The 15,809-nt window shown below is 39.2% G+C and carries 14 protein-coding genes; 8 read left to right on the forward strand and 6 right to left on the reverse strand.

The annotated features are described in order from the left end of the window. Positions 1–7: 7 nt before the first annotated feature. The 8 genes from ACT3S9_RS15785 (at position 8) to ACT3S9_RS15820 (ending at position 9,671) form a co-directional block, all read left to right on the forward strand. Positions 8–703 carry a hypothetical protein gene (locus ACT3S9_RS15785; RefSeq protein WP_444751088.1) on the forward strand — a complete coding sequence of 232 codons (696 nt, stop codon included), beginning with the start codon at positions 8–10 and terminating at the stop codon, positions 701–703. A 3-nt stretch (positions 704–706) separates the two neighbouring features. Next, on the forward strand, positions 707–3,928 hold the full coding sequence (locus tag ACT3S9_RS15790; protein ID WP_444751089.1) for a type I restriction endonuclease subunit R: 3,222 nt from the start codon (positions 707–709) through the stop codon (positions 3,926–3,928). A gap of 327 nt (positions 3,929–4,255) precedes the next feature. Continuing rightward, complete coding sequence (tnpA, locus tag ACT3S9_RS15795) at positions 4,256–4,561, forward strand: IS66 family insertion sequence element accessory protein TnpA (RefSeq protein WP_443489032.1); 306 nt, start codon at positions 4,256–4,258, stop codon at positions 4,559–4,561. Beyond that, positions 4,558–4,911 carry an IS66 family insertion sequence element accessory protein TnpB gene (gene tnpB, locus ACT3S9_RS15800; protein WP_024605589.1) on the forward strand — a complete coding sequence of 118 codons (354 nt, stop codon included), beginning with the start codon at positions 4,558–4,560 and terminating at the stop codon, positions 4,909–4,911. The genes tnpA and tnpB overlap by 4 nt, the downstream gene beginning before the upstream one ends. A gap of 39 nt (positions 4,912–4,950) precedes the next feature. Then, positions 4,951–6,474 (forward strand): IS66 family transposase, encoded by a 1,524-nt coding sequence (tnpC, locus tag ACT3S9_RS15805; RefSeq protein ID WP_444751090.1) that lies wholly within the window; start codon positions 4,951–4,953, stop codon positions 6,472–6,474. A gap of 911 nt (positions 6,475–7,385) precedes the next feature. Further along, positions 7,386–7,580 carry a helix-turn-helix transcriptional regulator gene (locus ACT3S9_RS15810; protein ID WP_138626205.1) on the forward strand — a complete coding sequence of 65 codons (195 nt, stop codon included), beginning with the start codon at positions 7,386–7,388 and terminating at the stop codon, positions 7,578–7,580. Positions 7,581–7,589: 9 nt separating this feature from the next. Further along, the gene (locus tag ACT3S9_RS15815; RefSeq protein WP_442449001.1) at positions 7,590–9,266 is read left to right on the forward strand and encodes a DUF927 domain-containing protein; all 1,677 of its coding nucleotides are present in this window, start codon (positions 7,590–7,592) and stop codon (positions 9,264–9,266) included. A gap of 69 nt (positions 9,267–9,335) precedes the next feature. Beyond that, positions 9,336–9,671 carry a helix-turn-helix transcriptional regulator gene (locus tag ACT3S9_RS15820; RefSeq protein WP_138626206.1) on the forward strand — a complete coding sequence of 112 codons (336 nt, stop codon included), beginning with the start codon at positions 9,336–9,338 and terminating at the stop codon, positions 9,669–9,671. Positions 9,672–9,801: 130 nt separating this feature from the next. Here ACT3S9_RS15820 and ACT3S9_RS15825 read toward each other — a convergent pair whose 3' ends face one another. The 6 genes from ACT3S9_RS15825 to rpmH all read right to left on the reverse strand — a co-directional run bounded on the left by ACT3S9_RS15825 (position 9,802) and on the right by rpmH (position 15,279). Next, positions 9,802–10,980: a site-specific integrase gene (locus tag ACT3S9_RS15825; RefSeq protein ID WP_441995047.1), complete on the reverse strand. Its 1,179-nt coding sequence runs from the start codon at positions 10,978–10,980 to the stop codon at positions 9,802–9,804. Between the two features lie 170 nt (positions 10,981–11,150). Further along, positions 11,151–12,515, reverse strand: coding sequence for a tRNA uridine-5-carboxymethylaminomethyl(34) synthesis GTPase MnmE (gene mnmE, locus ACT3S9_RS15830; RefSeq protein WP_444751091.1), 1,365 nt, complete (start codon positions 12,513–12,515; stop codon positions 11,151–11,153). A 157-nt stretch (positions 12,516–12,672) separates the two neighbouring features. Then, positions 12,673–14,304 carry a membrane protein insertase YidC gene (yidC, locus tag ACT3S9_RS15835; protein ID WP_444751092.1) on the reverse strand — a complete coding sequence of 544 codons (1,632 nt, stop codon included), beginning with the start codon at positions 14,302–14,304 and terminating at the stop codon, positions 12,673–12,675. Positions 14,305–14,312: 8 nt separating this feature from the next. Then, complete coding sequence (yidD, locus tag ACT3S9_RS15840) at positions 14,313–14,585, reverse strand: membrane protein insertion efficiency factor YidD (protein WP_441834679.1); 273 nt, start codon at positions 14,583–14,585, stop codon at positions 14,313–14,315. Between the two features lie 126 nt (positions 14,586–14,711). Beyond that, positions 14,712–15,137 (reverse strand): ribonuclease P protein component, encoded by a 426-nt coding sequence (rnpA, locus tag ACT3S9_RS15845; protein WP_444751093.1) that lies wholly within the window; start codon positions 15,135–15,137, stop codon positions 14,712–14,714. Between the two features lie 7 nt (positions 15,138–15,144). Next, entirely contained in the window at positions 15,145–15,279 is a 135-nt protein-coding gene (rpmH, locus tag ACT3S9_RS15850; protein WP_004335215.1) for a 50S ribosomal protein L34, read from the reverse strand. Positions 15,280–15,809 lie beyond the last annotated feature (530 nt).

Below are 15,809 nucleotides of genomic sequence, written 5' to 3' on the forward strand. Positions count from 1 at the left end.
AAGTAATATGACATTTCAAACACAGGTATTAGCTAAAAAAAACGGAATTTTAATTGGTGACTATTTTCGAGGTAAACAGCTAAATGAGTTAGGTGTTGAAGAATTAGCTTATATTCACTTAAATTTATTACATATAAGAACTCCGCTTAAAGATTTTTATGTTTCATCAAGTTTAAGAGAGTTAGAGCAAACACTAACTGCATCCTTTGGTAATAAGAGAACTAAACAGTACGTTCCATTAATGACAAGCTTCGCAATATTAGATCAACTAGGCAGCTTATATTCTATTGCAGATGCTAATTGTAATTTCCAAAATGGAATAAAAAAAGCATTAGCTACATTGACCCACATTCGAGATAGGGATGATATTGAAAGCTTGGTAACGTTAAGAAATGGTTTACTACATGACGGAAGTCTGATTAGTCACAACGTTTATAGAGATATAGATGTTATTTACAGAATGACAGTAGGTAGCGGAAAAGTAATAACTCCACCAAAAAAAGTGTGGGATGGTATTTATCGTGATTCTTTATCTGAATATGTAACTTTAATAGACCTAAAAGAGTTACAGGCGGTTGTTTTGAAAGCTATAAAATTGTGCGCTGAACACTTAGAAAACTCAACTCTAATTATTAACTGTACTGATGAAAAAGAGTTCTTTTATAAGTATTTATTTAGTGAAAAAATCGTAAATGGAAATTAGATTATGGCTAATAGTAACGAACTAACATTTCAAAATGACATTATTGACCAAATGCTTTCAAAGGGTTGGTTGCTGGGTGAATCAAATAAATATAATAAAGAGTTAGCCCTTTACCCAGAAGATGTAATTGCTTTTGTAAAAGGCTCTCAGCCTGAGCAATGGGATAAGCTGCAAAAACATTATCCAGAAACTGATAGAAGCCCTAATGCAACCGCTGATGCTTTACTTAAAAACCTAGAACGTAACTTAAAAAATAAAGGCACGCTTTGGGTGTTACGTAATGCGATTAAAGACCGTGGTGCTAAATTTAGCTTATGTAGTTTTAAGCCTGATCACGATTTAAACCCTGATGCGAGTAAACGCTATAACAAAAATATTTTACGCGTGGTACCTGAGCTAAAATACTCACCAAATGGTTATGATGGCCGATTAGATTTAACTTTATTTGTAAATGGCTTACCGGTTGCAACTTGCGAGTTAAAGTCTGAATTTAAGCAGTCGCTCAATAATGCCAAAGTGCAGTACATGAAAGACCGCCAGCCAAAAGATCCAATCACTAAAAAGGCAGAGCCATTATTGACCTTTAAACGTGGTGCGTTAGTTCATTTTGCAGTAAGCCAATACAACGTGGCAATGACTACGCGTTTAGCGGGGAATAAAACCTTCTTTTTACCGTTTGACCAAGGTACAGCCGAAGGCGCTGCGGGAAATGATATTCCGGCTGATGGCAGCTATGCGACCTCGTACCTTTGGAACGAGATTTTTCAAAAAGATAACCTGTTACTTATTTTAAGCCGCTATATTCACTTAGAGGTAAAAGACGAAGAGCAACTAGATGGCTCAATAAAAGTAAAAGAAACCATGATATTCCCGCGTTATCATCAATGGGCTGTGGTTTCTAAGCTTATAAATACAGTTGATTTTGAAGGGACGGGTAAAAAGTACCTTATTCAGCATAGTGCGGGCTCGGGTAAGTCGAACTCTATTGCGTGGCTATCGCACCAGCTGGCCTCTAAACATTACTTAACTGAGCACCCAGAATTACAAAAACAAGCAGGCGACAAAGTATTTGATTCAGTAATAGTAATTACCGATAGAACCGTTTTAGATAGCCAACTACAAGATACTATTTATCAGTTTGATCATAACGAAGGGATGATAGCGCGCGTTAACCGCGAAGAGGCACAAGGCAGTAAATCGAGCCAGTTAGCCGGTGAGCTAAAAGCCAGTACCTCGATTATTATTGTGACCATTCAAACCTTTCCCCATGTTTTAGAGGCAATACGTAAAGATTCAACCTTAGCTGGGCGAAGTTTTGCGGTAATAGCCGATGAAGCGCACTCTAGCCAAACGGGAACAACCGCACGTAAGTTGCGTGAAGTGCTAATGGCTGAGCAACTTGAAGGCGATGACGAGCTAGACAGTGAAGATATGCTGCGTTTATCTTTAGAGGCCCGTAAAGGCTCTAACAATATTAGTTATTTTGCCTTTACAGCAACACCTAAAGCTAAAACTCTAGAGCTATTTGGTCGCCCTGAAGATTTAGACGCACCGCTAAGCGATACTAATAAGCCATTACCCTTTCATGTGTATTCAATGCGCCAAGCCATTGAAGAAGGCTTTATTTTAGATGTGCTGCAAAACTACACCAGTTATCGCGTGGCGTATCAATTAGCTCATGATAACCCGCAGTCTGATCAAGAAGTAGATAGCAAAAAAGCAGCGTCTAAAATGGCTAAATGGGTAAGGCTACACCCCTATAATATTGCACAAAAAGTTGAAACGATTGTTGAGCACTTTAATGCCAAAATTAAACACTTATTAGGCGGTGAAGCTAAAGCAATGGTGGTGACGAGTAGCCGTTTAGAAGCTGTACGTTACAAGCTTGCCTTTGAAAAGTATGTAATGGATAAAGGCTATGAAAACGTCAATGCAATGGTGGCGTTTTCTGGTGAAGTAAACGACCCAGATATCCCTGATCATGCTTTTACTGAAAAAGCGATGAACCCTAATTTACGTGGCCGCGATATGCGCAAAGCCTTTGACACTAACGACTACCAAGTAATGTTAGTAGCGAATAAGTTTCAAACAGGATTTGACCAACCTAAATTAGTAGCTATGTATGTTGATAAACCATTAAAGGGTGTTGAATGTATACAAACGCTCTCTAGGCTAAACCGTACTTGCAAAGGTAAAGATAAAACCTTTGTGCTTGATTTTGTAAACGACCCTAAAGAAATTTTAGAAGAGTTTAAAGTTTACTTTCAAACTGCTGAGCTTTCGGGAGTATCTGACCCTAATATTGTTTACGACATAATGGAGAAGCTTGCTGAGGTGGGTATTTACCAATGGTTTGAGGTAGAAACCTTTGTAACCGCTTATAACAGTAAACATGCCAAGCAAGACAAACTCACCAATATTATGAAAGCGCCGGTTGAACGATTTAAGCTGCGCTACAAAGAAGCCACCACGGTACTGCAATCAGCTCAAAAAGAGCTTTCAAAAGCGAAAGATGAGAACAACGACAAAGCGATTAAGTACAGTGAGAACAGTGTTAAGCACGCTAAAGAAGCCAGAGATATTTTAGATGTGTTTAGAAAAGATTTAATCTCGTTTTATCGTTACTACGAGTTTAGCTCTCAAATTGTTGACTTTAACGACACTGACTTAGAAAAGCTCAGTGTATTTGCTAAAAACTTACACCCACTATTACGCATGGATGTAATAGAAGACGACGTTGACCTAACTGATGTAGTTATGACGCATTATCGGCTGCATGAACAACGCGAAGCTGATTTACAGTTAGGTCATAAAATTGGTGAAGAACCTAAAAGCTATATACCACCAAGTAAGGAAGGCTCGGGCGCAGTACCAAAAGACCCTAAAACGGAGCTTTTAAACGAAATAATTGAGCGTATGAACGACCTGTTTGCTGAAGATGGGCTATCTGAAAACGATATGGTTAATTACGCTAATGCAATTATGGGTAAAGTAGCTGAAAACGAAACCGCAATGGATCAGGTTAAGCACAATACTAAAGAGCAAGCCATGCTAGGCCAATTCCCTGAAGCAATCCAAAACGCGATTATTGAAAGCATGGATACTCACAACGCAATGGCCATGAAAGCACTATCAAGCGATTTAGTGTCTAAAGGCATAGCGAGCTTGGTATTCGACATGCTAATGAAAGGTGTTGCTGCTAAGAGCAATGAGCAACACAGTTAGTAATCATATTTAATTAAGTAAAGCCCTTAAAACAAAGTGTTAGGTTGTTACGGTAAAACAACTCTGTACCAAAAGTTTAAAAAGGGCTTTTACCATTAAATCAATCAATTAATCATTCTTCGTATTTAATTACAAAGTACCTTTAAAGTGCGTTTGAAACAAACAATCGACTTATATGTACTGATGCTACTAAGCAAGCTTTCATTTATTGCCTGGTTACGATTTATCATCTAAATAAAATAGCAAAGTAAGCGCGCAATTAAACCCACATACCAATATTAATGCTACCTATGCATAATTTACTCAGCATATTAACCTGAGGTAATTATGAATAAACAGCAAAAAATAAAACACTGGCAAGGCATTTTTGAGCAGCAAAAATCGAGTGGTTTAGCCATCATTCAATTTTGTCGTGATAACAACATTAACGCATCGACTTTCTATGTTTGGCGTAAACGCCTTTCTGACGAAACGATAAGGGTTAAAAAGCAACAGGTGATCCCGTTTGTTATTCATGAGCAAGCCTTTACGCAACCTTCAATCATTAAACTCACCACACCAAACGGCTATCAAATAGACTTCGAGTCGACATTAGCTAACCAAACGCTAGCCAAATTATTGAGCGTACTGTGACACCTTGCACCCACCAAGTTTACTTGGTCACGGGATTCACCGACATGCGAAAATCAATCAATGGGTTAAGTATTATTGTCAGCGATACCCTATCTCTCGATCCTTTAAGCCAAGCGTGGTTCGTTTTTTGTAATAAACAACGCGATAAATTAAAAATTTTGTTTTGGGATACCAATGGTTTTTGGCTTTATTATCGTCGCTTAGAGCAAGGACGATTTCAATGGCCAAATCATGCTCAAGCACACGTAGCCATGGGGATTGAACAACGGCAGTTACAATGGTTATTATCTGGCTTACCGGTAAATAATAAAACCCGCCACTCAACTTTATCAGGGTTATCAGTGATGTAAATTAACCAGATCGTTTTTTTTACTTGAACGATCTTTCCCATGTGTCATGCTATTAAAATGCCAGACACTATTCTCATCACCGAACTACAAAATCAGCTTGCACTTATGCAGGCTAAGCTTGATGCTTTACAAGAAGATAAGGTTGAAATGCAATCGCGGATTGACCACTTGCTTGCTGAGCTTAAGTTAAGTAAATCCCAAAAATACGGTAAAAAAAGTGAAAAAGCCCCACGGGGCACCTTCAATGAAGCGGAGCAGCATAAAACGACTGAGCCGCCTAAACACCATAAGAAAGGTAAACAAATACTGGCTGAGCACTTTGAACGAGAAGAGGTTGAGCACACCTTAACCGAGTTAACGTGTCAGTGTTGCGGTGAACAACTACATCAATGTGGTAGTGAAGACAGCGAGCAAGTGAAGATTATTCCGGCGAAAGTCAGTGTCATTAAGCACAAACAATTTAAATATGCTTGCAGACATTGCGAGCATGAACAATTGGCCAGTAAAATAATCACCGCGCCTAAACCCAAGCAGCCTATTCCTGGCAGCATTGCGAGTCCAGAAGCGTTATCGGCGGTTGTTACGGGCAAATACTGCGATGCCTTACCGCTTTATCGTTTCGTTGACATACTGGGCCGTGGCGGCCTTGAACTATCGCGCGGAACATTAGCTAATTGGTGTATTAAAGCGGGCCTGCTAATCAGCCCCTTAGTGGCAGCCATGCAACGTCACTTGCTTAGTGAGCACAGTTTATGTGCCGATGAAACCCGTACACAAGTCTTAGATGAAGGTGACAACCCTAGCAGCAATTCCTACATGTGGGTTTATCGCAGCAATGAGGTCAGCCGTGAGCCTGTCGTGATTTACGATTACCAAGCAGGTCGAAGTCGCGCTTGCGCAAAAGAATTTCTTGCCGGTTATCAAGGCTATTTACAGTGCGACGGTTACCGTGTTTATGACGGTATTGAAGGCATTACCCCTGTTGGTTGCTGGGCACACGCTAGACGCAAATATAACGATGCCTTAAAAGCAGAGTCGAAAAACAAAGGTCGAGCGCATAAAGCCATCAGCTTTATCAGCCAATTATATAAACTGGAAACCCACGCTAAAAACAAACAGTTATCTCCTCAAGCGCGGTATCAGTTACGACAAGAAAAAGCCTTACCCATATTAATGCACTTTAAAGCGTGGCTTGATGAAGCCGAAGGTAAAGTAACGGCGGGGAGTTATATTGGCAAAGCGATAAAATACACGCTTAATCAATGGCCGAAATTAATGCGGTATAGTGAAGATGGCGAACTAGGGATTGATAATAATATTACTGAGCGAGATATTCGGCCGTTTACCACTGGTAGAAAAAACTGGCTATTCTCAAAATCGGTTAATGGTGCTCAGGCCAGCGCGATACTTTATAGTATTGTGATGACGTGTCGTGCTAATGACATCAATCCGTATTACTACTTTGTGCATTTATTTAAAACGTTGCCGAATCGAGATGTGGGTGATGATGATTTTACCGACCTAATGCCGTGGAATGTGCAGCTAGACTTCGATTATAGCTAAGCGCACTGCTTAAATGCGCGCTTACATAGCAAAAGTATCAATAGTACATACAAGATAAATTTGAAACCCATCAATTGCGCCTACCTCTTAAACTTCTGTTCTAAATCTTGCTACAAATTTCTCCTGTCTAATACTGGCAATACGGGGAGTAATAATCATATTTTCGCTAGTTATTATTTTTAAGAGCAGTCATTTAGAGCCATTTTTTTAAAGGTAATGTGGGCTATTTTTAGGGGGAGCTGAGCACAAGAGCCTTTCAATACTAACCAAAAACGACCTGGAAAACTCTCCAATCACTTCACATACCTATCTGATTTGGATATTTGCTATGTGATTCCATGGCTGAAAAGTAAGCTCTCTTGGATATTTTCTAATGTAATACTCGTTAAATCTGGATAATTTGTTGGGTAATCCCCTAACTGCTTTTATTCCAGATATGAGGAATGATTTGTATCAAACGCAATTAACTGATCTGTCTTGCGTCAATTAACTTTATCTTTTAATTCCACTTACTGTGCCGTTGAAATTTAGTTGCTAGAGCAATTATGGGTCTCGTAAAGGACTTTTATGATTTTAAAAATAGATATAAAAAATTATAAGGTCTCTAAACAGGCTCATCGGAGGCTGTTGGAAAAAGTAGGTTAATCAACTATTACAGAGTCAAATTATGGGATGGTGGTTCTATTTGACTTTCACATGTGAAACTTTAGCAGCTATTCCTTACAGAAATAGCTCGATAAATAACCTTAAAATGCATTTTTAAATCTTTTTACAATATTTTTTATTTGTATATCAATCGCTTAAGTTGCACCCCTCTGTATTTGCCCAAAATGGACAGTTTGGCAGTTCTGGTTTGATTAAAAATTCATAGATGATTGCTCATGACATAAAACAACTATTCAGGAGTAATCATGAACGAACAAAAAGCTTTAACAGAACGTCTCCTAACATACGAGGAGGTGTGTGCAGTTTTACAAACATCGCAGGCAACGCTGCGTCGTTACGTAAAAATGGGGTGGTTTCCTGCACCTATAAAACCTAATCCATGCGGCAGAGCCGTTCGTTTTCGTTGCCAAGATGTTCAAGCATGGCTAAATAACCTTTAGGTGGAACGTATGCAATACAAGTTACAAAAAGATGGTCTTTATTACCTTAATTCTGATAAATGGCAAAAGATAGGAGGATGGATTCAGGTTGTTGCACGCACTCGCTTATCTGATAAACGCGGGGGTTATGGCGTTCTGCTTGAATGGAAAAACTATGATGGCATTAAATTGCGGGAAGTGATTTATGCACGAGATCTTAATGGTGACCATGCTCGTCATATACGGGATATGCTCATTGACACTGGTTATCCATTAATACCCGCTCAGCCAAGCTGGAGTCGATTACTGCAGTATTTATTAGAGCAAATGACCAATGCAAACCCTGCGATAGTAGTTAACCGTACAGGATGGCACGGGAAAGTTTTTTCAACAAGTAACTGGACTATAGGCACGGAAACAGAGCCTCATTACTTTGTGGGGCAACTGTCGAGTGAACCAATAATTTCGGAGCAGGGTAAGCTTATTGATTGGCAGCAAAATATAGGTGAATTATGCAGAGGAAACCCATTAGCTATTTTTAGCATTGGTACTGCATTAGCAGCGCCGTTGTTAGCCAGAACGGGAATGGAAAATGGTGCATTTCACTTTGTTGGCTCCTCTTCTGTCGGTAAAACAACATTACTGCAGTTAGCCGGTAGTGTGTATGGCGGGAAAGGCTTTGTTCGTAGCTGGATCTCCACAAGTAATGGCCTAGCAGCTGTATCATCAGAGCATAACGATATGCTATTGCCGTTAGATGAGATAGGCATGGCACGTCCTGAAGATATTGATACAGCGATTTATCAAATAATGAATGGCGCAGGGAAGCTGCGAGCCAATGTTTCAGGTGATTTAGCCAAAACTTCACATTGGCGAACGTTAGTATTAAGCAGTGGTGAGGTTTGGATAACTGAATTGTTGCAACAGCTAGGTAAACAATTACGAGCTGGGCAACAAATTAGAGTGGTAGAAATTCCTATTTTTGGTGCTCATGGTACTTTCGATAATTTGCATGGACGCCCTAACTCACAAAATTTTGTGGATGAGCTTAAAGGATCATGTCTGCGCTATCATGGCACAGTGATACGTACATGGATTGGGTTACTGACAGAGGTGGATGATGGGCTTGATACCTATCTGACAAAAGAAGTAAGCAGGTTAACTAGTCTGTGGGTTAATGAAAAAATGGCATCGCAGGTACAGCGAGTAGTTAGGCGTTTTGCTCTGGTAGCTGTTGGATTATGTCTGGCAAATCGTAATTATATTCTTCCTTGGACAGAAGATGAATCGATTAATGCGGTACATAGTGTACTAATTGCTTGGCTGAATAATCGTGGGCACTCTAGAAACTCAGAGGAGTATCTACTGCTAAAGACGTTAGGGAAAAATCTAGCTATTTGGCAGCGAACTATTATTCCTATTGATAAAAGCTCTAATAAGCAGGTAGCGGGTTATTCTTGGTTATTGAATGATGAAGAAGTTTGGCTAATAAGCAAAGATGTTTTTTTAAAAAAACTCAATCTTTCAACACACTACATGCGTGAGGTTCAAATACTACTCCAACATAAGTTGCTTATTAGTAATGAACTCTCCAGGGGAACCTACAGGAAAAAGGTTAATACTGATTTTAAACGCTTTTTCGCACTTAGGCCCAATGAAGTACGAAAACAGCTGACAGAATTGGAGCGAGTAAAAGATGAAAATTAATAAGGTGTTCCCAGTTTCCCAGTTTACCCAGTTTAATTTGATACCAAAAGGGAGGGAGTGAAAGTGAAAATGACCGAGAAAGAAATGTTGCAGCGAATACTGCACGATATAATGGTATTAAAAAAGCTTTTTCAAGACAGTATCAGTACAGATAAAACAATTGATATTGGAAAGGATATATTAAATACCGAAGAATGTGCTGAACTCACAGGCCTAAAGAAAAGCACGCTTTACAGGCTTACTCATGAACGGAAGATTCCCTTTTTTAAACCAAATGGAAACCGTGTGTTTTTTAAACGAACTGATATTATCGACTGGTTACAATCTAACCGTGTCCCTTCTGCTACAGAAATAGATAGAGAAGCAGCAAATCACTTAGTTAGACATCATAGAAGGGCTCCATGATTTAATAATCAAACTATTTATATTCAGGGGAAGGGCGATCCCCTGAATATTCATCTATTAAATTCATGCAAAAATTTATATTGTGTTGATGAGTACCAGTGTTGAATAGGGGGTAAAAAAACCTTTAACTTTAGAGTGAGTTTACGTTTTCATCATTGAATATATCAGGAAAGTTTCTCATGGCTGAGGTGCGTTTTGACTCTATTATATCAGCATATATCTCTGTAGTTTTTAGTTCACTATGGCCTAAAAGCCGTGATAATGAGTAAATATCTACACCTAGAGATAGCTGACTAACAGCAAAAGTATGCCTAGCTGCATGGAAAGTAATGTCTTTAGTTATTCCTGCTCGCATGACCCATTGTGCTAACGCTACATTGGTATAAGAACTATATTTCAGCCCAGTAAATACTCTTTCGTATGGTTTGCCACGATTTTTTAAGTTAAGAAGTTGAACAGCAGAATCGGGGAGATCTAAATACTGTAAACTGTTACCTGAACTCTCCAGCTTCTTTTGTTTAAATATAATCCGGTAATGGCCATTTGCAAACTCCTCTATTTCTTGCCAAACCAGTTTATTAATATCTGACCAGCGAAGGCCTGTAGTACATGAGAATAAAAATGCATTGCGTAGAACTTCGTAACGGCATTCTGTTTTAGCTAAACCTCTAACCTCATCAAGTGTTAAGTAGGCTCTTTGTGTATTTTCAGGTTTTATTGAACTTACAAGCGTTACAGGGTTGTCGCGAATAATACCGTCTCTATAGGCTTTGTTTAAAGCTGCTCTAATTTTATTAAAATAGGTACTGGTTGTATTTTTAGATAGCTTAGCTTTTGATTTTGTTAGCGCCTGATGTTGTAGGTAATACTTAAAACCTTCAAGAAAGTGCTTGTCTACCTGTTCAAAGGTGAGCTCAGACTTAGCGTGGTAGTTATGTAAATGGTTGCGCGCTGAAATCCAAATAGAATAATTGGATTTACTGCCTGTAGATTTACTCTCAACTAATTCATCGTAGTAGTCAAAAAAGCTAGCAGATAACTTAGTTGTATCGTTAAGGTTATGCCTACCAGATTCATACTCCAGTAGTCTCTTTGCACGAATGGCTTCAGCTCTTTGCATAATATCTTTATTATGCTGGCGCTCAATCGCTTGGCGTGGCTTTTTATAGACAAATAAACTTAGAGGCTCGTATGAGCGGTTTTGCTCTCTACTGCCATTGTGAGTCGTTTTTGAACCGTGATAATAAACTAGGCGAAGGCTTTGTTGACCCAGCTTATTAACTTCACGTTTTTGAATGCTAATTTTCATTTTTTTACCCTTTTGTGCTCCGTGTGCTCCGAGACTATAGCCTCGGAGCGTATGCGGAGCAAGATAGGGTAAAGCCCTTCAAATTAAATCATAAGAGTTATAATTAAATTTATTTAAAATCAAACGCTTATTATGATTTAGTTTGATTTGTTTTGATATAATTAGCGTAATTACTTTCCGATACAGAATGAACTAAATATTTTGCCGAGTAAGTCATCAGAACTAAATTCGCCGGTAATTTCATTTAGGTGGTTTTGTGTAAGTCGTAATTCTTCCGCAAGTATTTCACCCGCTATATTCATTTCAAGCTGGTCTTTGCCCGTATGTAAATGATGGGCTGCGTTTTCAAGGGCATCAAGGTGACGGCGGCGCGCCATAAAACCACCTTCAGTTGCACCTTGAAAGCCTATACATGCCTTTAAGTGATTACGTACTAACTCTATACCGTCAGCATTTTTGGCACTTAGATTAATAACTGGGTATTGTGAGTTATCAACCATGCCCACTTTATCGCCAGATAAATCGGCTTTATTTCTAATAACGGTGACTCCCATCCCTTCAGGAAGTTTCGCCATAAATTCAGGCCAAATAGTGTGGGGGTCACTGGCTGTAGTATCGGTACCATCAAGCATAAATAGCACACGATCTGCTTGGCTGATTTCAGCCCACGCACGCTCAATACCAATTTTTTCTACTTTATCAGGACTTTCACGTAGGCCTGCGGTATCTATAATATGCAGTGGCATGCCATCAATATGAATATGTTCACGTAGTACATCACGAGTGGTGCCGGCTATTTCGGTCACTATTGCCGCTTCACGGCCTGCTAAAGCATTAAGTAAGCTTGATTTACCCGCGTTAGGGCGCCCGGCAATTACCACACGCATACCTTCACGCATTATGCTGCCTTGCTTTGCTTGGTCGGTAACGATATTTAATTGGCTAACAATCTCGTTTAAATCACCAGATACTTTGCCGTCAGATAAAAAATCGATTTCTTCATCAGGAAAGTCAATTGCCGCTTCAACATACATACGTAAATGAATGACTTTTTCAACCAGGGTTTCAATATGCTTTGAAAACTCGCCTTGTAGTGATTGTAAGGCGCTTTTGGCTGCTTGCTCTGAGGTTGCATTAATTAAGTCACTAATGGCCTCTGCTTGGGTTAAATCCATTTTGTCATTCATAAAGGCGCGCTCTGAGAACTCACCCGGTTTAGCTAATCGTACACCCTCAATTTGGCTCATTTCTTTTAGCAGCATATCAAGCACCACTGGGCCGCCATGGCCTTGTAGCTCTAGTACATCTTCACCAGTAAATGAGTTTGGGCCTGCAAAAAACAGGGCTATGCCTTGATCAAGTTGCTCACCAGATAAACTTTTAAACGGCACATAATCGGCATAACGAGTCTTAGGGCAGCGACCAATTATTTTTTCGGCAACAGTTTTAGCAAGGCTACCTGAAACGCGAATAATACCTACGCCGCCACGTCCGGGAGGAGTCGCTTGTGCTGCTATGGTGTCTTGATTGATCATACTAATAACTTGCCATTTTGATGAATAACATAATGTGCGTATTGTAACCTATGGCTTTATATGTGGCGAATAGCTTGGCTATATTTTTGTGAATAGGAAGATTAAAAGCAGGCAATAAAAAAGGCGACCTAAGTCGCCTTTGTTTAAGTAGGTGCAATTAGCCCCTTACTTTTATTCCTTTCTTTTCCATACCGCGATAAATGAAAAGCATTTGTGCGATAGAAATAAGGTTAGATACTAACCAGTAAAGTACTAGGCCAGATGGGAACCATAAGAAGAATACAGAGAAGATAACCGGCATGAAGGTCATCATTTTTTGCTGCATTGGATCGGTTACCGTCATAGGTTGTAGCTTTTGAGTAATAAACATACTGGCACCAAATAATATTGGTAGTATGTAGTATGGGTCTTTTGCTGATAAGTCAGTTAACCATAAGAAAAACTCAGCATGGCGCAGCTCTGTTGACTCTAAGAATACATAAAACAGTGCTAAGAAAATTGGCATTTGTAGCAGTAGAGGGAAACAGCCACCCATCGGGTTTACTTTCTCTTTGCGATACATTTCCATGGTTGCTTGACCGAATTTTTGACGGTCACTACCAAACTTTTCTTTAAGAGCTGCCATTTTAGGCTGTAAGGCACGCATTTTAGCCATTGACGTATATTGCGCTTTAGTTAGTGGGTACATTAATGACTTAACAATAATGGTAATGGCAATAATTGCTAGACCCCAGTTACCTAAAATACTGTGTAGCCATTTTAATAGTACAAATAGTGGTTGTGATATAAACCATAGCCAGCCGTAATCTACAGTTAGGTCTAAATTTGGATGAATTGCTTCAAGTGAATCGGATTCTTTCGGACCCATGTAGTATGTAGCGCCAATGGTTTCTTGTTGGTTAGCTTGAATATTTACCGGTTCACCTTTTACACCTATAATAGCAGCATTACCTTTAGCAATTAGGCTGTAAAGGGTATTTTGCTCGTCTTGATTAGGTACCCATGCACTAACAAAGTAGTGCTGAATGAAGGCAATATAGCCACCTTGGGTATTAATATTTAGGTTTTTATCTTCCATGTCTGAAAAGCTATATTTTTCATACTTTTCTTCAGCAGAGCCGTAAGCAGCACCTAAATAGTTTTGATCAACTAAGCTGCCTTTTTCTTGTACGGTGCGCTTAACCTGTGTGTAAAGCTGTACTTGAATTGGCGCGGCGGTGGTGTTGTTTACTGTGTATTCTAAGGCAACATCGTATTGGCCTTTTTTGAATACATAAGTTTTAGTAAAAGTAACCCCGTCACTATTAGTAAATTGTAATGGTACACGTAGTTCATCGCCATTTAAGGTATAGGCTTTTTGTTCTGTTTTATAGACAGGACGACCATCTGCCGATGCATCAGGGCCATTTAAACCAATTAAACCACTTTGTGAAAAATACTGCTTACCATCAAACTTACCTAGCAGCATATAAGGTGTTTCACTGCCTTTAGTTTCTTCGTATTGGAGTAGGTCAGTTTCAACAATGTCACCACCGCGAGTATCAATTTTTACAGTAAATACATCGGTAGTAATATCAATAACTGAGCGCTTAGCAGTGGTTGCTGCTGGCAAACCACCTTCGCTTGAGCTTGGAACATAGTCGTCCGACTCAGGTGTGTTTGCTTGTGCGCTTTGTGTGATGGCACTAGGATCGGCTTTTGGTGCGTTGTAATCTTCATTCCACTCTTGAAAAAGTAAAAATGATACAAGCATCAAACCGATTAATAAAAACGTGCGTTGCGATTCCATAACAGCTCTTATTTCTCGTGTTGGTGGTTAATATGAGTTTTTCCAGGTACGGGATCATCTCCGCCTGAATGTAACGGGTGACATTTTAATATGCGTTTGAGCGCTAACCAACTCCCTTTTAACAATCCATGCGAATTAATTGCTTTAATTGCATAACTGGAGCAGGTTGGATTAAAACGACAATGCGGACCTAATAATGGACTAATCCACTTTTGATAGCCGCGAATTAACATCACTAAACAATAACGTGGAAAAGCAACAAGTGGTTTAAGTAACCTCATGATATTTATGCCCCTACGTAATTGTTAGTCAATGAACACCATGTATTTAAAATAACTATTTGCGATTTTAAATGCATGATTAAAAGGTGAGCTAAAGATACCCTAATTAGCTATGTAATTCTATTGCTATCGGGCTTGTTTATTGGTTTTAGCTGATTTGTTTGGACGTTTTTTGAAAGGGGGCGGTTTTGGTGCACCCGGTTTACAGCGTTCATCTATTTTTCGCCACAATTTATTAAGCTGTTTAGTTAACTCTGCGTTTGATTGTTCATCAATACCACTTTTAACCATCAACACAATATCAATATTATCTATTTTGTGTTGGTTTAAACGAAAACTTTCGCGAGCGATACGTTTAATACGGTTACGTTGACATGCTTTTTTTACGCGCTTTTTAGCGACAGTAAGTCCTAACCTAGGTTTAGCTTGGTCATTAGGTTTAGCAAGTAGGGTAAAGAAAGGAGTCGCAGCGCGAGCTGGTTCATTAAAAATACGAGAGTAATGCGAGGGAGTTAACAGACGTAACTCCCTGCCAAAGTTAAAGTCTTCCACTTATATATTAAGCAGAAAGAACTTTACGGCCTTTAGCGCGGCGACGAGCTAATACTTTACGGCCATTTACAGTTGCCATGCGAGCACGGAAGCCGTGCGCACGTTTGCGTTTTAAAACGCTAGGTTGAAAAGTTCTTTTCATAACAATTCCATCCGATCGGTTAAAGGTTAAAACATCCTATGCAGGTCGCGATCCTGGCACAGGTGCCATTGCGAGCGCGAGATATTATAGATGAAGCCCACAATTGTCAATCATAATTACATGCCAAACACCACTTAATGTAGGCAATAAGGTATAGGCATTACGTATTAAAACCAAATATGATCCGATAGGATCCTTATAAATAAGAAGTTTTCCACAGGCCTTGTATAAAAAGTGAATAAAAGCTTGGGAAAAGTAAATTAGATCATAACTTATGTGTGCGATCGAGGTCTTAATTTGTTATGATCTGGAATCGGATTAAAAATAAATTTCTATATATATCATTTGGTTATTACTTTTAGGTGAAAGGATTATCGTTTTCATCAAAATCACCCTTGTACTTGTGGATAAAGTACCTTCATAATACTCGGTCTTGGACTAATTTATTGTCTATTAGAACGCCATAAATGTATGATTTTCCTTCATTAAATATGAACGGGAATATAAATTAAATCTTAGGGAGTTTAATA

Source organism: Pseudoalteromonas sp. AOP31-A2-14, from assembly GCF_052378035.1.
Lineage (GTDB): Bacteria > Pseudomonadota > Gammaproteobacteria > Enterobacterales > Alteromonadaceae > Pseudoalteromonas.

Bases quoted from the DNA above. Each gene is read 5' to 3' on its own strand.
- ACT3S9_RS15785 (WP_444751088.1), top strand. From the start codon at position 8: ATGACATTTCAAACACAGGTATTAGCTAAAAAAAACGGAATTTTAATT.
- ACT3S9_RS15790 (WP_444751089.1), top strand. From the start codon at position 707: ATGGCTAATAGTAACGAACTAACATTTCAAAATGACATTATTGACCAA.
- tnpA (WP_443489032.1), top strand. From the start codon at position 4,256: ATGAATAAACAGCAAAAAATAAAACACTGGCAAGGCATTTTTGAGCAG.
- tnpC (WP_444751090.1), top strand. From the start codon at position 4,951: ATGTGTCATGCTATTAAAATGCCAGACACTATTCTCATCACCGAACTA.
- ACT3S9_RS15810 (WP_138626205.1), top strand. From the start codon at position 7,386: ATGAACGAACAAAAAGCTTTAACAGAACGTCTCCTAACATACGAGGAG.
- ACT3S9_RS15815 (WP_442449001.1), top strand. From the start codon at position 7,590: ATGCAATACAAGTTACAAAAAGATGGTCTTTATTACCTTAATTCTGAT.
- ACT3S9_RS15820 (WP_138626206.1), top strand. From the start codon at position 9,336: ATGACCGAGAAAGAAATGTTGCAGCGAATACTGCACGATATAATGGTA.
- ACT3S9_RS15825 (WP_441995047.1), bottom strand. From the start codon at position 10,980: ATGAAAATTAGCATTCAAAAACGTGAAGTTAATAAGCTGGGTCAACAA.
- mnmE (WP_444751091.1), bottom strand. From the start codon at position 12,515: ATGATCAATCAAGACACCATAGCAGCACAAGCGACTCCTCCCGGACGT.
- yidC (WP_444751092.1), bottom strand. From the start codon at position 14,304: ATGGAATCGCAACGCACGTTTTTATTAATCGGTTTGATGCTTGTATCA.
- yidD (WP_441834679.1), bottom strand. From the start codon at position 14,585: ATGAGGTTACTTAAACCACTTGTTGCTTTTCCACGTTATTGTTTAGTG.
- rpmH (WP_004335215.1), bottom strand. From the start codon at position 15,279: ATGAAAAGAACTTTTCAACCTAGCGTTTTAAAACGCAAACGTGCGCAC.